Below are 13639 nucleotides of genomic sequence, written 5' to 3' on the forward strand. Positions count from 1 at the left end.
CCGCGCCACCCGTGGTACGCCGGGGCACTCAGGCACGGGCCGCTCCCACCAGCGCCTCGAACAGGCGCTGCTGCGCCGGATCCTCGTGTGCGGTGTCCTCGGGATGCCACTGCACGGCAGCGAACCAGCCCGTGCCGCCCGCGCGCTCCACGCCCTCCACGGTGCCGTCGGCGGCCCGGGCGGCGACCGTCAGGCCCTCGCCGAGCCGGTCGATGTGCTGGTGGTGGTAGCAGGAGGCCTCCACCTTGTCGGCCCGGGTGATCCGGGCCAGTGCCGAGCCGGGGGCGAGGGACACGGGGTGCCGGACGTGCCGGTGGTCCTGGCCGGGACCGCCCATGTCCTGGTGCAGCGTGCCGCCCAGCACGGTGTTGACCACCTGGAGACCACGGCAGATCGCCAGCAGCGGCAGTCCGGACTCCAGGGCCCGGCGGGCCACCTCCAGGTCGAAGGCGTCCTGGAGGTCGTCGACGTCGTACACGCTGTCGTGGGCGTCGGCGGCGCCGTACCGGTACGGCGCCAGGTCGCCGCCGCCGGGCAGCAGTACGCCGTCGAAGCGGGCGAGCCGCGCGGCGACCTCGTGCCCGGCGGGGTCCGCCGGGTGGATGGTGGCCGGTTCGCCGCCGGCCCGCCACACCGCCTCGATCAGGGCGCGGGCGTTGACCTCGGCGGCGAAGCGCAGCGCGGAGGTGGTGGCGGAGAAGCGGGCGGGGATCGCGATCAGGGGACGCACGGGGGTTCGGCTCACAGCTGGATCCAGGTGGTCTTCAGTTCGGTGTACTTCTCCAGGGCGTGGACGGACTTGTCCCGGCCGTTGCCCGACTGCTTCATGCCGCCGAAGGGGACGGTGAGGTCGCCCTCCTCGTAGCAGTTGACCCAGACGGTGCCGGCCCTCAGGGCGCGGGAGACGCGGTGCGCGGTGGACAGGTCGGAGGTCCACAGGCCGGCGGCGAGGCCGTACTCGGTGGCGTTGGCGAGCGCGACCGCCTCGTCGATCCCGTCGAAGGTCAGCACGGACAGGACCGGGCCGAAGATCTCCTCGCGGGCGAGCCGGCTGCGCGGGTCGACGCGGTCGAAGACGGTGGGCTCGGCGTAGACGCCGCCGGTCTCCGCCAGGATGCGCCGGCCGCCGGTGCGCAGGCGGGCCCCGTCGTCGGTGCCCAGCCGGACATGGTCCAGCACGCGGCCCAGGTGGGCCTCGCCGACCAGGGCGCCCATCTCGGTGGCGGGGTCCAGGGGGTCGCCCACCCGCAGCTCGCGCGCCCGGGCCACGACCGCCTCGGTGACCTCCTCGGCGATCGAGGAGTGCACCAGCAGCCGGGAGGGCGCGGTGCACATCTCGCCCTGGTTGAAGAAGATGCCCCAGGCGGCGGTGGCGGCGGCCCTCGCCAGGTCGGGCGCGTCGGGCAGGACGATGTTCGGCGACTTGCCGCCGAGCTCCAGCCAGACCCGCTTGAGGTTGGAGTCGGCGGAGTAGCGCAGGAAGTGGCGGCCGACGGCCGTGGAGCCGGTGAACGCCAGCACGTCGACGTCCGGGTGGAGGCCGAGGGCCCGCCCGGCCACCGGCCCGTCGCCGTTCACCACGTTGAGCACCCCGGGCGGCAGCCCTGCCTCGGCGGCGATCCGGGCGAGCAGCAGCGCGGACAGCGGCGCGTTCTCCGAGGGCTTCAGTACGACGGTGCAGCCGGCCGCCAGCGCGGGGGCGACCTTCCAGCCGGCGAGCGTGAGGGGGAAGTTCCAGGGCACCACCGCGCCGACGACGCCGGCCGGCTCCCGGGTGACCAGGGCGAGCGCGTCCGCGGCGGTGTGCGGGGACTCGTCCGTGAGCTTGTCGGCGAGCTGCCCGTACCAGCGGAAGGTGTTGATCACGGCGCGCAGTTCGATGTCGTGGGCGTCGCTGATCGGCTTGCCCATCTCCAGGCTCACGGCGAGGGCGAGGTCCGTACGCCGCTCCTGGAGGAGATCGGCGATGCGCAGGAGGACCCGGCCGCGGTCGGCGGGCGCCCACCGCGGCCACGGTCCGCTGTCGAAGGCACGGCGAGCGGCGGCCACGGCGGCGTCGACCTCGGCGGGGCCGGCGTCGGCGACCTCGGCCAGCACCCGGCCGTCCCGGGGCGAGACGACCCGGAAGGCGTCGCCGCCACCGGCCTCCTCGGCGCCGTCGATGTGGTGCGCGCGAGGGGGCTGGAACTCCTTGGCCCGGTGGAGCCATTCGTCGTGGGTGACAGCGGACATGCGGTCCTCCAGACCACGTTGATCGTGCGTCGTTTCAGGGTGGGTGAGGGGGTTACGGCGTCGCCGCGCGCCGTCGCCCGACCCGTTCGTTGACCGCGCCGAGCGCCAGTACCACCGGCACCAGGAGGGTGAGGCACACGGCCGTGCCGGTCGAACCTCCGATCAGGGTGGTGAAGTTGGCGAGGATCAGCCAGATCGCGCCCGCCAGGCCCAGCACGCCCAGCACCGGGGCGACGAGCGTGTTCCACACCCGGCTGTCCAGGCGCTCGCGGCGGAAGAAGACGACCACCGACACCGAGGTCAGCAGGTAGAGCAGCATCATCGCCAGGACGGCCACCCCACTGAACCAGGAGAAGAGGGTCAGCACCGGGTCCTTGCCGGTCAGCGCGAACGGGACGACCAGGGCCACGGCGACCACGGTCTGCACCCAGCCGGCGGCCGCGGGCGCGTGGCGGGAGTTGAGCCTGCACAGGCCCGGCGGCAGCAGCCCGTCGCGGCCGAGCGAGAACAGGTAGCGGTTGGCGGAGTTGTGGAAGGTGAGGATGCCCGCGAACAGGGAGGTGGCCAGCAGGATCGGCAGCACCTGGATCACCCAGCCGCCGAACTCCGCGGCGATCGGCGCGAAGACGAAGCCGGTGGAGTCCCCGCTCGCCAGCGCCTCGCCGGCGGCCGCCGACGCCTTCGAGGCGCCGTAGGCGGAGATCAGCATCCAGGAGGTCAGCGCGAAGAAGCCGGTGACCACGAGGACGGACAGGTAGGTGGCCCGCGGGACGGTCCTGCTGGGGTTGCGCGCCTCCTCGCCGTAGATCGCGGTGGCCTCGAAGCCGAACATGGAGGCGACGGCGAACATCACGGCGACCCCGGGTGCGCCCCGGAGCGCCGCGGACGGCGAGAAGCTGTCGGTCACGCCGAGCCCCTCGGGCCCGCCGCCCTTGAACAGCATGACCAGTCCGAACACCAGCAGGATGCTGAACTCGGCGGTGACGAAGACGGCCAGTACACGGGCGCCCATCTCGATGCCGGCGGCCCCGAGCACCTTCACCACGGCCATGGTGGCCAGCGCCCAGACCCACCACGGCAGGTCCAGGCCGGTGTGGTGGGCGACCAGTCCGCTGACGATGGAGCCGTACAGCCCGTACATGGCCGCCTGGATGACGCAGTACGAGAACAGGGCGAGGCCCGCGCTGCCGGCTCCCGCGGTACGGCCGAGCCCGGTGCCGATGTAGGTGTAGAAGGCGCCGGCGTCGACGACGTGCCGTCCCATGGCGACGAAGCCGACCGAGAACAGCAGGATCATGGCGCCCGCGAGCACATAGGCGGCGGGGGTGCCGGCTCCGTTGCCGATGGCCACGGAGATCGGGGCCGCCCCGGCGATCCCGGTCAGGGGGGCCTGGGCGGACAGGACGAAGAAGAGGATGCCCAAAACGCCCAGCGCATTGGGCTTGAGCGTGGCTGCGGTGGATGTGTCCCGTACGGTCCGCTCCGCGGAGGCCGTCTGACTGTCCACTCGGATCACCTGCCAGAGAAAGGAGGGTCGTTTCAGGCCAAACGAGTTGCCTCATCGTGAGGGCGGAACTATCCGTTTGACAAGGGGGTGAGGGCGGGGAATCCGTGCGGATCGGCGATTCTTACGCCACCGTGACCTGCGATCCTGGCCGCGCCGGTTCAGCGTACGGGTCAGGCCTCGTCCGGGTCGGCGGCGAGCTGCCCGAGCAGTTCGCGCAGCCGGGCGAGGGCCTCTTCGGTGACCTCGCGCTCGCCGAACACGAGCTGGTGCAGGACCAGGCCCTCCAGGGCCGCGAAGACCAGCCGGTACAGGCCCCGGTCGACCGGCCGGGCGAGCATCTGGGACAGCTCCCGCCGGGTGGCGCCGAAATACTCCTCGTACAGGGCGCGCAGGTGCGGCATGAGCTCGGGACGGCGGCGCGCCTCCAGCAGCAGCTCGTACTGGAAGGCCTGGAGGTCCGGGCCGGACTCCACCATGTCCGACAGCCCGGCGGAGAAGTCCGCGACCCTGCCCGTGCCGGGTTCGAGCGCGCTGCTGTTCAGGGAGGAGCGCACGGCGTGGGCGAGCGCCTCCTCGATCAGGGCGTCGCGCGAGCCGAAGTGGTGCACGACGAGCCCGTGCGTGACCCCGGCCTCCTGCGCCACGGCCCGGTAGGTCAGCTTGCGCAACCCGCCGTGGGCCACCACCCGCACGGCGGCGTCGAGCAGCGCGTCCCGGCCGGCCCCGTAGTTCCGCACCCGCTTGCGCGACCGCCGACCGGGACCGGCGTCGCCGGGCGCGCCGGATCCCACGGCCCCGTCCGACCCACCGGCCTCACCGGGCTCCGCCGGCCCTTGAGGCTCGTCCGTGGACGGTCCGGGTTCCACCGGCGCGGGCGCCGCGGAGGCGGCAGGCTCTGGAAGGCCCGCGGACTCTCCTGGCCCACCGGGCCGGCCGGACTCGGCGGCGGCCACAGCCCCGGTGGACGACCCCACCGACCCGGCTGACGCGCCAGGGACCGAAGTACCCCCGGACCCGTCGGAGTCGACAGCCCCGGCGGCCCCCACCGGCCCGACCGGTCCGCCAGGGACCGCAGAATCCCCCGACCCGCCCGGCTCGACGGACCCGGCGGGCGAAGGCGTCCCTGCGGAGGCCGCGGAGCCGGCGGGCACCCTCGTTCCTGCGGTGGGCGCAGGGGCGGCGGGGCCGCCGGGAGCCGTGCTCTGAGCGGGTGCCCCGGGTTCCCGGGGCGCCGCAGGCTCGCCACGCTTCGCGGGGTGTCCGGGCTCGGTCATGGCACCGACCCTATCGACCGCGGGCCGTTCAGCGGCGCGGTGGACGGACGCCACGGAATTCCCAGTCGCCGCCGAGCGCGGTGGACAGCACCTCCTCGGACTCGGTCGGCTGGGCGCCGACGTCGGTCCGGATCGGGGTCGGGCCGGTGACGACGTGGTTGGTGAGCCGGCCCAGTCCCTCGACCTCGACCTCGACGACGTCGCCCGGCCGGACGGGACGGGAGTTGGCGGGGGTGCCGGAGAGCAGCACGTCACCGGGGTGAAGGGTGATGGTGCGGGCGATGTCCGCGACCAGGTAGTGCATGTCCCAGGTCATCTCGTCGGTCGAACCGTCCTGGACGACCTCGCCGTTGACGTAGGTCCGCAGCCGCTTGCCGTGGAAGTCCCAGTCGGTGACCAGGCCGGGGCCGAGCGGGCAGAGGGTGTCGGAGCCCTTGACGCGCAGCATGGAACCGGCGTCGGTGTCGCGGAAGTCGTGCAGGCCGTAGTCGTTGGCGACCGTGTACCCGGCGATGTACTCGCCCGCCTCGGCCGGCGAGATGTTGCGCGCCGTCCTGCCGATGACGATGGCGACCTCGCCCTCGTAGTTGAGCCACTTGCACCCCTCGGGGCGCACGATCGCGCCCTTGTGGGAGTTGAGGGCGGAGGTCGGCTTGTGGAAGTACGTCGGGGTGTCGGGCAGGCCGATCCGGAACTCGTCCACCCGGCTGCGGTGGTTGAGGTGGACGGCGATCACCTTGGAGGGGACCACCGGGGGCAGGTGCTGCGCGTCGTCGGTCTTGACGCGCCGGCCGTCCCCGGCGACCAGCTCGTCCCCGTCGACGGTGACCTGGACGGCGGCACCGTCGAGCAGGATGCGGCGGTACTCGGGCATGAGGGGCCTTTCTAGGCGGTCGGGCGCGGGGCGGTGGACGTGGGCAGACCCGTTCCGGTCCAGCCCTCGGCCGGGCGGTCGAACCACAGGTGGACCTGGCCGGTGCCGATGGAGTTCTCGTACTCGCCGTACTGGCGGGCCCTGGCGACGCAGGCCCGCTCGCCGAGCGCGCCCGCCATCATCAGGTAGTGGGAGAACTTCGCCTCGGGCTTGTACTTCCAGAACTCGTCCATGGTGTCGAGGACCCTGTCGTGGCGGCCCTCCTTGAACCAGGCGATGCGCTCGTGGTCCGCCTCGCGGGCCTCCGGCGTGAAGATGTGGGCCGGGTCGCTGGCCTCGTGGTCGCGCAGTTCGCGCAGGGGCCAGAAGGTGTGCGACAGGGCACCGGAGGCGATGAGCAGGACCCGGCGGCCGGGGGTGGCGGCGATGCCGTCGGCGAGGGCGCGGCCGAGGCGCAGGTGGTCCTCCATGTCGCCGGTCTGGCAGACGCCGATGGTCACCCACCGCTTGTCGGGCAGCCCCTCGCCGAGGAACTTCCACAGGTTGATGGTGGCGTAGTAGATCGGCAGGTACTCGTCGTCGATCGCCGTGATCCAGGTGCCGTGCTTGTCGGCGAACGAGGCGATGTTCCGAGCGAGTTCGGGGTCGCCGGGGAAGTCGAAGGGCATCCGGCACATGCCGCGCGGCAGCTCCTCGGAGGTGAACAGGCCCGCGCGCCGGTGCTGGGCGGTGACGACGAACTCGACGGTGGTGGCCCAGTGGGAGTCCAGCACGACCACGGTGTCGTATGCGTGGGCGTCATCGCGTGCGAAGACGTCCTCGCGCAGCTGCTGAAGGCCGGTGACGAGGGTGATCTCCTTGCCCTCGTTCAGCTCCAGCCGTGTCTCTTTCGGCAGTACGACGGTGGGGACGTGGGCGAGCAGCCCCGCCCCGACGATCTCACCCATGGTCCTTCCATCCCTTCGGGGCGGTGACGGTGTTCTTCAGGTCGCAGTAGAAGTCGAAGCTCCAGGTGCCGCCCTCCCGGCCGACGCCGGAGTGGCGGGAGCCGCCGAAGGGGGCCTGGAGGTCGCGGACGAAGAAGCAGTTGACCCAGACGGTGCCAGCGACGAGCCGCGCGGTGACGCGTTCGGCGCGCTCGTGGTCGCCGGTGGCGAGGGTGGCGGCCAGGCCGAAGCGGGTGTCGTTGGCGAGGCGGACGGCCTCTTCCTCGGTGCCGAAGGTCTGGAGGGTCAGTACGGGGCCGAAGACCTCCTCCTGCACGATCTCCGAGTCCTGGGCGACGTCGGTCAGCAGCGTCGGCGCGTAGAACCGGTCGTCCTTCCGGTGGCCGCCGATGACGGCCCGGGCCCCGGCCGCGAGCGCCCGCCGCACGAAGCCGTCGATCTTCTCCAGCTGGCGTGGGTGGATGTTGGGGCCGATGTCGGTGGCCTCGTCGCGCGGGTCGCCCTGCACCAGCCGGGAGGCCTTCTCCGTGAAGCGCCGGGTGAACTCCTCGGCGACCGTCTCCTCCACGAGCAGCCGGGTGCCCGCCAGGCAGACCTGGCCGGCGTTGTCGTACTGCTCCACCGCGAGGTCCACGGCGAGGTCGAGGTCGGCGTCGGCGAACACCAGCAGCGGGGACTTGCCGCCGAGTTCGAGGCTGAGCGGGGTGAGGTTCGCGGCGGCCGACGCGGAGATCCGCTTGGCCGTCGGAACGGAACCCGTGAAGCTGATCCGGCGCACGTCCGGGTGGGAGGTGAGCGCGTCGCCGATCTCCGAACCGAGACCCTGGACGACGTTGAGGACGCCGGCCGGGAGGCCCGCCTCGGCGGCGATGTCGGCGAGCAGCGAGGCGGTCAGCGGGGACCACTCGGCGGGCTTCAGGATCACCGTGTTGCCGGCGGCGAGGGCCGGGGCTACCTTCCAGGTGGCCAGCATCAGCGGCGCGTTCCACGGCGTGATCAGCACGCAGGGGCCGGCCGGGTCCCAGCTGACGTGGTTGGTGTGGCCGCGGGTCTCGAAGTCCTCGTGGTCGAGCTCGAGCAGCCAGTCGGCGAAGAAGCGGAAGTTGTGCGCGACGCGCGGCATGACACCGCAGCGGTGGGAGCGCAGCAGGGCGCCGTTGTCGGTGGTCTCGACGATCGCGAGTTCTTCGAGCCGCTTCTCCACGCCGTCGGCGATGGCGTGCAGGACGCGGGCGCGTTCGGCGCGCGGGGTGGCCGCCCAGCCGGGGAAGGCCGCCTTGGCGGCGGCCACGGCCGCGGCGGCCTCGCTCGCGGTACCGCGGGAGATCTCGCCGAGCGCGGCGCCGTCGATGGGCGAGACGTCGGTGAAGGTGCCCGCGGAGGCGACGCGTTCGCCGCCGATCCAGTGCCGGGTGTCGACGGCGACTGAGGCGACGGTGGTGGTGTGGGTGTCGGTCATGTCCGGTCTCCAGGGTGTCTCGTCTGCGGGTGCGTCACTCGGCTCCGGACGTGCCGGACTCCAGCAGGCGGCCGCCGTCCCACACCACGCCGACCTGGCGGTAGTACGCGGCGATGGGCTCGCGCACCTCCAGCCGGGCCAGTTCCTCGGTGGGCGCCTCGAACAGCTCCAGATCGGCGTCGCCGACCCACGGCTGCCCGCCCTCGAAGGAGGCGGCGCCGGACTCGATCAGCTCGTCCAGGGCGAGGCCCTTGCCCTTCTCGACGGACGGCAGCCAGCGGTGGTGGGCCATGGGGTGGCCGTTGACGAAGCCGTTGGTCTCGGACGGCTCGCGCAGGGTGACCACGGCCTGGGCGATACGGCGGTCGGCGGCGGCGAGCGTCGCGCCGAAGCGGGCGCCCGCCTCGATCCGCGGAGCCGGCCCGTAGGGGTGCGGGCGGGTCTGGTGGATCGAGCCGAGCTTCTTCGGGTAGCCCTGGTGCAGCCCGCGGGCGATGGCGAAGTCCTTGTCCACCCAGATGTGGACGCACCGTGTGTACGTCCGCCCGCGGTACTTGCAGCGGACTACGGCGAAGGCCTCCTTGTACTGGGCGCGCACCGGGTCCAGCAGTTCCTCGCCGGCAGCCGCGCAGGACTGCCAGTCGGCCCAGATCAGCGCCACGGCGCCGGGGTCCTCGTCGGCGAGTTCCAGCGGCTCGGGCAGCAATTCACGCACGCGTGCCGGGTCGGTGCGGTACTCGACGGTGAGCAGGTCGCCGGAGTAGTGCCACGGCGGGGAGGGGATCAGCGACGAGGCGCCCGTCGCCGTCTTGGGGTGGAAGAATCCGCGGACGGTGGTCATGGCAGGCGTTCCTTACGCGGTGAGGGCGGGCAGCTTGAGCAGTTCCGCGCGGTGGCGGGCGGCGGCGGCCGCCACGGCCTGACCGCCGAGGGCGACGACGCCGACCAGGCGGCCGCCGGTGTGGTAGCCGGCGAGCACGTCCCCCTCCGGGTCGCCGTCGAGGATCCGTATGTCGCCGAGGCCGAGCCCGGGCGCGCCGAAGGACTGGAGGCGGAAGTCGTGCTGGTCGCTCCAGAAGGTGGGCAGCGGCGCGAACGGGGCGGGGCCGGCGTCGGTGCCGCCGAGGTGGGCGGCGAGCACGCGGGCGGCGTGCTTGGCGGTGTCGGTGGGGATCGACCAGTGCTCGACGCGGCGGGGTACGCCGTCGTAGCGGGCGTTGGGGAAACGGGCGACGTCGCCGACCGCCACCACCTCGGGGCGTGAGCCGGCGCGCAGGTGCTCGTCGGTGAGCACCCCGTCGGTGAGGTCGAGGCCGTTGCCGTCGAGCCACTCGGTGTTGGCGACCGATCCGACCGACTCCACCACGACGTCCGCGGGGAGCACGGTCCCGTCACCGAGCAGCACGCCGGTGACCTGGTCCGCCCCCTCGAAGCCGGCCACGCCGGTGCCGAGCGCGAAGCGCACTCCGCGTTCCTCGTGCCGTTTCAGCAGGGCCCCGGCGAGCAGTTCGCCGAGCGGTGCGGCCATGGGCAGGGGCAGCGGGTCCACGACGGTCACCTCGGCGGCGCCGAGGGCGACGGCGGTGGCGGCGACCTCGCAGCCGATGAAGCCCGCGCCCACCACGACCACCCGGGCGCCTGGGCGGGTCAGGGCCGCGCGCAGCTCGCGGGCGTCGTCGATCGTTCGGACGGTGTGCCGTCCGCGCAGGGGTCCGGGGCAGCGCAGGCGGCGGGGCCGCATCCCGGTGGCGACGACGAGTCCGGTGTAGGAGAGGGTCTCGCCGTCGTCGAGTTCGACCAGGCGACGGTCGAGGTCGGCGGCGACGACCCTGGTGCCCAGGCGCCATTCGGCGTCGGCGACCGCGGCACGGGGCCTGAAGGCCAGCGACTCGAAGGCCGCCTTGCCGGCCAGGACCTCCTTGGACAGCGGCGGCCGGTTGTACGGCATGTGGGGTTCCTCGCCGACCAGGGTGATCGGGCCGGGGTATCCGGCGGCCCGGAGCTGCTCGGCGGCACGCAGGCCGGCCATGGAGGCGCCGGCCACGACAACGGGTGCGCTCACGGCTCAGTCCTCGATCCGGATGGCCTGGAGCGGGCAGACGTCGGCGGCCTCCTCGACCTCGTCGCGCAGCGCGTCGTCGGGGTCGCCGACGTAGGCCAGACGGCCGGTGTCGTCGAAGCTGAAGACGTCGGGGGCGGCGAAGACACACTGACCGTGGTCCTGGCACTTGTTCATGTCGACGACGACCTTCATGGCCGGTCCTCCTGGTGCTGAGGGCGTCGGGCGGGGGAGCTGGGAGGGAATGGGGCCCGGACCGGATGCGGCCGGGCCCCGGCCAACGGGGTGGGTGACACCGCACCCCGAACTCGTTTGGCGTCAAACAACATAGGAAGCGGCCGGACCCTGGTCAATAGCTATCCGGATGGATAAGTTTTTGCGGCCAACCTCTTGCGGCGAGGTGACGGGGGTCCATACCGTTTGACATCAAACGGTGAGCGGCCCCTGCTCCTCCCCCGCAGTGCGGCGCCGCCCCTCTTCCCCTCTCCCAGCGCCCGCTCCGGCCTGGGAAGCGCCCCACATTCCCCAGAGGAGACCCCGGTGAGCGCATCCGACTCCCCATCCGTCCGCCGGCACCAGGACCGGCTCGCCGCCGAGGGCGTCGACGTGGTCCGGGTGACCTATCCCGACCTCATCGGCACCGACCGCGCCCGGGACGTCCTGCTGGAGCACCTGCCCTCGGCCTGCGACCACGGACTCGCCTTCTGCCGCGCCGTCTACCACACCAGTCCGCAGGGCGACGTCGTCCCGGTCGCCGGCGGGCTGGACGCGGGGCTGCCCGACATCTGCGTACGACCGGACCTCGACACCCTCGTGTCCCTGCCCTGGGAACCCGGCGTGGCGAGCTGTCTGGGCGACGTCACCGACCCGGCCACCGGGCTGCCCGCCCCCGAGTCACCCCGCGACCTGCTCCGCGCCGTCCTCGACCGCTGCCGCGAGCACGGACTGCACCCGGTGATCGGCCCCGAGCTGGAGTACTTCCTGTGCGAGCCCGCGCCCGGCTCCCCGCGCGGCTGGCGCCGCTACAGCGACGCCCGGGGCGTCGTCTACACCGCGGGCCTGCGCGCCGACGACGACAACCACCTGCTGCGCACCCTGCGCCTGCTGCGCGCCGCCGACCTCGGCGTGAGCAGCGGGAACCACGAGTTCGACGGGGGCCAGTTCGAGATCAACCTGACCCACTCGGAGGCACTGTCGGCCGCCGACCGGGCCTTCCGCTTCAAGTCGGCGGTCAAGGAGCTCGCCCGCAAGGAGGGGCGCCTGGCCACCTTCATGGCCAAGCCGTTCAACGACGCGGGAGGCTCCGGCTTCCATCTGCACCTGTCCTGCGAGGACGACGGCGGCGGCAACGTCTTCGACGACCCGGCGGCGCCGTACGGCCTGTCCGCGAGCGCCCGGCACGCCGTCGCCGGCATCCTCGCCCACGCGCCCGCGCTCGCCGCGCTCGCCAATCCGACGGTCAACTCCTACAAGCGTTTCGGCCCGGACACCCTCGCCCCGTGGCTGATCGACTGGGGCCTGGACAACCGCAGTGCCATGGTCCGCGTCCCGCCCGAGCGGGGCGCCGGCTCCCGGCTCGAACTGCGCCTGGGCGACGCCGGCGCCAATCCCTACCTGCTCATCGCCGGGACCGTGGCCGCCGCCCTGCTCGGCGTCCTGGCCGGCGAGGAACCGCCCGCCCCGCTGGACGGATACGGCTACGACACCGACCGGTCCGCCATGCTCCCGGCCACCCTGTCCGCCGCGCTGGACGCCCTGGAGGCGGACACCGCGCTGACCGACGTCCTCGGCAAGGACTTCACCGCCTCCTACCTCACCTACAAGCGCGACGAGGTCGAACGCTTCGGACGGCACGTCACCGACTGGGAGTTCACCGAGTACGCCTACCACCTCTGACCGAGCCCGCCCCGCCCGTGGCACCGGGCCCCCGACCCCCTGACGCCGGATCCCGCCGGCACCGAGCCCCGTGACGCCGAGGAGACACCGCCCATGACCACCCCGACCCTGTCCGACGCCGTCCGCGAGCCGCTGCCGCTGGCCGACGTGAACCTCGCCGACCTGGACAACTTCACCGACGGCGTCACCCCCTGGCGCATGTTCCACACCCTGCGCCACGAGGACCCGGTGCACTGGCAGCCCGAGGAGGCGCCCAACTCCGGCTTCTGGAGCGTGACCCGGCACGCGGACATCGCCCGCGTCGACCGCGACGCCGACACCTTCACCTCCACCCGGTTCGTCAACCTGGAGGAGGTCGACGACGACCAGATCAAGAAGCGCGCCTCCATCCTCGAACTCGACGGGGTCCGCCACCGCGCGCTGCGCAGCCTGATCCAGCGCCAGTTCGGCGCGAACGTGATCAACAGCTACGGCGACTTCCTGCGCGGCCTGACCGCGACCACCCTGGACGCGGCCCTGGCCAAGGGCACCTTCGACTTCGTCAAGGAGGTCTCCGCGGACTTCCCCATCAACGTGCTGGCCCGGCTGCTCGACGTGCCCCCGGAGGACAACCAGCAGCTCATCGACTGGGGCAACCGCATCATCGGCAACACCGACCCGGACTACGCCGACGTGCTCCTGCACAGCGAGGAGAGCGAGAAGTACCGCGACCTGCCCTTCCGCTCCCCCGCCTCGCTGGAAGTCTTCGCCTACGGCCGGGAGCTGGCCCGGCAGCGGCGCGGCGGCGACGGCACCGACCTGGTCTCCCGGCTGGTCAACGGCACCCCGCGGGACGGGGTCCCGCTCTCGGCGCAGGACTTCGACAACTACTTCCTGCTGCTGGTGGTGGCGGGCAACGAGACGACCCGCCACACCATCAGCCACTCCATGCTGGCCCTGCTCCAGCACCCCGAGCAGCTGGCCCGCCTCCAGGAGGACCCCTCACTGATCCCCACCGCGGTCGAGGAGTTCCTGCGCTGGGCCTCGCCCGTGTACCACTTCCGCCGCACCGCCACGCGCGACACCGAACTCGGCGGCAAGCGGATCAAGGAGGGCGACAAGGTGGTCATGTGGTTCGCCTCCGGCAACCGTGACGAGGAGGTCTTCGGCAACCCGTACGACTTCGACGTCAACCGGCAGAGCAACGACCACGTCACCTTCGGCAAGGGCAGCCCGCACCTGTGCCTGGGCAACCTCCTGGCCCGTACCGAGATCCGGATCATGTTCGAGGAGCTCGTCCCGCGCCTGGCCGGCATCCGTCTGGCCGGGGACGTGCCCCGGGTCCGCTCCAACTTCGTCAACGGCATCAAGAGGCTGCCGGTGGAGGTGACCCTCGCCTGACGGACGCCGGC

The 13639-nt window shown here is 72.7% G+C and carries 12 protein-coding genes; 2 read left to right on the forward strand and 10 right to left on the reverse strand.

Annotated elements, in window-relative coordinates; all coding sequences use genetic code 11:
- Window positions 1-28 precede the first annotated feature (28 nt).
- From ACFY3J_RS19820 to ACFY3J_RS19865, 10 genes are all read right to left on the reverse strand, one after another.
- Window positions 29-745 (reverse strand): gamma-glutamyl-gamma-aminobutyrate hydrolase family protein, encoded by a 717-nt coding sequence (locus ACFY3J_RS19820; RefSeq protein ID WP_390841370.1) that lies wholly within the window; start codon window positions 743-745, stop codon window positions 29-31.
- Window positions 742-2232, reverse strand: coding sequence for an aldehyde dehydrogenase (locus tag ACFY3J_RS19825; protein WP_390841371.1), 1491 nt, complete (start codon window positions 2230-2232; stop codon window positions 742-744). Before ACFY3J_RS19825 ends, ACFY3J_RS19820 begins: the two co-directional genes overlap by 4 nt.
- Before the next feature lie 52 nt (window positions 2233-2284).
- The gene (locus ACFY3J_RS19830) at window positions 2285-3739 is read right to left on the reverse strand and encodes an APC family permease (protein WP_390841372.1); all 1455 of its coding nucleotides are present in this window, start codon (window positions 3737-3739) and stop codon (window positions 2285-2287) included.
- A gap of 170 nt (window positions 3740-3909) precedes the next feature.
- Window positions 3910-4530, reverse strand: a complete 621-nt coding sequence (locus ACFY3J_RS19835; protein WP_384180704.1) for a TetR/AcrR family transcriptional regulator — start codon at window positions 4528-4530, stop codon at window positions 3910-3912.
- A gap of 511 nt (window positions 4531-5041) precedes the next feature.
- Window positions 5042-5887: a fumarylacetoacetate hydrolase family protein gene (locus tag ACFY3J_RS19840; RefSeq protein WP_390841373.1), complete on the reverse strand. Its 846-nt coding sequence runs from the start codon at window positions 5885-5887 to the stop codon at window positions 5042-5044.
- Window positions 5888-5898: 11 nt separating this feature from the next.
- Window positions 5899-6834 carry a 3,4-dihydroxyphenylacetate 2,3-dioxygenase gene (locus tag ACFY3J_RS19845; RefSeq protein WP_384180708.1) on the reverse strand — a complete coding sequence of 312 codons (936 nt, stop codon included), beginning with the start codon at window positions 6832-6834 and terminating at the stop codon, window positions 5899-5901.
- Complete coding sequence (locus tag ACFY3J_RS19850; protein WP_390841374.1) at window positions 6827-8293, reverse strand: aldehyde dehydrogenase; 1467 nt, start codon at window positions 8291-8293, stop codon at window positions 6827-6829. Before ACFY3J_RS19850 ends, ACFY3J_RS19845 begins: the two co-directional genes overlap by 8 nt.
- A 34-nt stretch (window positions 8294-8327) precedes the next feature.
- On the reverse strand, window positions 8328-9134 hold the full coding sequence (locus tag ACFY3J_RS19855; protein WP_384180712.1) for an acetoacetate decarboxylase family protein: 807 nt from the start codon (window positions 9132-9134) through the stop codon (window positions 8328-8330).
- A gap of 12 nt (window positions 9135-9146) precedes the next feature.
- Window positions 9147-10355, reverse strand: a complete 1209-nt coding sequence (locus ACFY3J_RS19860; protein ID WP_390841375.1) for an NAD(P)/FAD-dependent oxidoreductase — start codon at window positions 10353-10355, stop codon at window positions 9147-9149.
- 3 nt (window positions 10356-10358) lie between these two features.
- The gene (locus ACFY3J_RS19865) at window positions 10359-10547 is read right to left on the reverse strand and encodes a ferredoxin (RefSeq protein ID WP_141363829.1); all 189 of its coding nucleotides are present in this window, start codon (window positions 10545-10547) and stop codon (window positions 10359-10361) included.
- A gap of 345 nt (window positions 10548-10892) precedes the next feature.
- Between ACFY3J_RS19865 and ACFY3J_RS19870 the strand changes: the two genes are divergently transcribed.
- Window positions 10893-12248, forward strand: coding sequence for a glutamine synthetase family protein (locus ACFY3J_RS19870; RefSeq protein ID WP_390841376.1), 1356 nt, complete (start codon window positions 10893-10895; stop codon window positions 12246-12248).
- 93 nt (window positions 12249-12341) lie between these two features.
- Window positions 12342-13628 (forward strand): cytochrome P450, encoded by a 1287-nt coding sequence (locus ACFY3J_RS19875; RefSeq protein WP_384180719.1) that lies wholly within the window; start codon window positions 12342-12344, stop codon window positions 13626-13628.
- Window positions 13629-13639: the final 11 nt, after the last annotated feature.

It is taken from the genome of Streptomyces sp. NPDC001231 (assembly GCF_042896885.1).
In the GTDB taxonomy this organism is placed as follows: Bacteria; Actinomycetota; Actinomycetes; order Streptomycetales; family Streptomycetaceae; genus Streptomyces.

Bases quoted from the DNA above. Each gene is read 5' to 3' on its own strand.
- ACFY3J_RS19825 (WP_390841371.1), bottom strand. From the start codon at position 2,232: ATGTCCGCTGTCACCCACGACGAATGGCTCCACCGGGCCAAGGAGTTC.
- ACFY3J_RS19840 (WP_390841373.1), bottom strand. From the start codon at position 5,887: ATGCCCGAGTACCGCCGCATCCTGCTCGACGGTGCCGCCGTCCAGGTC.
- ACFY3J_RS19845 (WP_384180708.1), bottom strand. From the start codon at position 6,834: ATGGGTGAGATCGTCGGGGCGGGGCTGCTCGCCCACGTCCCCACCGTC.
- ACFY3J_RS19850 (WP_390841374.1), bottom strand. From the start codon at position 8,293: ATGACCGACACCCACACCACCACCGTCGCCTCAGTCGCCGTCGACACC.
- ACFY3J_RS19855 (WP_384180712.1), bottom strand. From the start codon at position 9,134: ATGACCACCGTCCGCGGATTCTTCCACCCCAAGACGGCGACGGGCGCC.
- ACFY3J_RS19865 (WP_141363829.1), bottom strand. From the start codon at position 10,547: ATGAAGGTCGTCGTCGACATGAACAAGTGCCAGGACCACGGTCAGTGT.
- ACFY3J_RS19875 (WP_384180719.1), top strand. From the start codon at position 12,342: ATGACCACCCCGACCCTGTCCGACGCCGTCCGCGAGCCGCTGCCGCTG.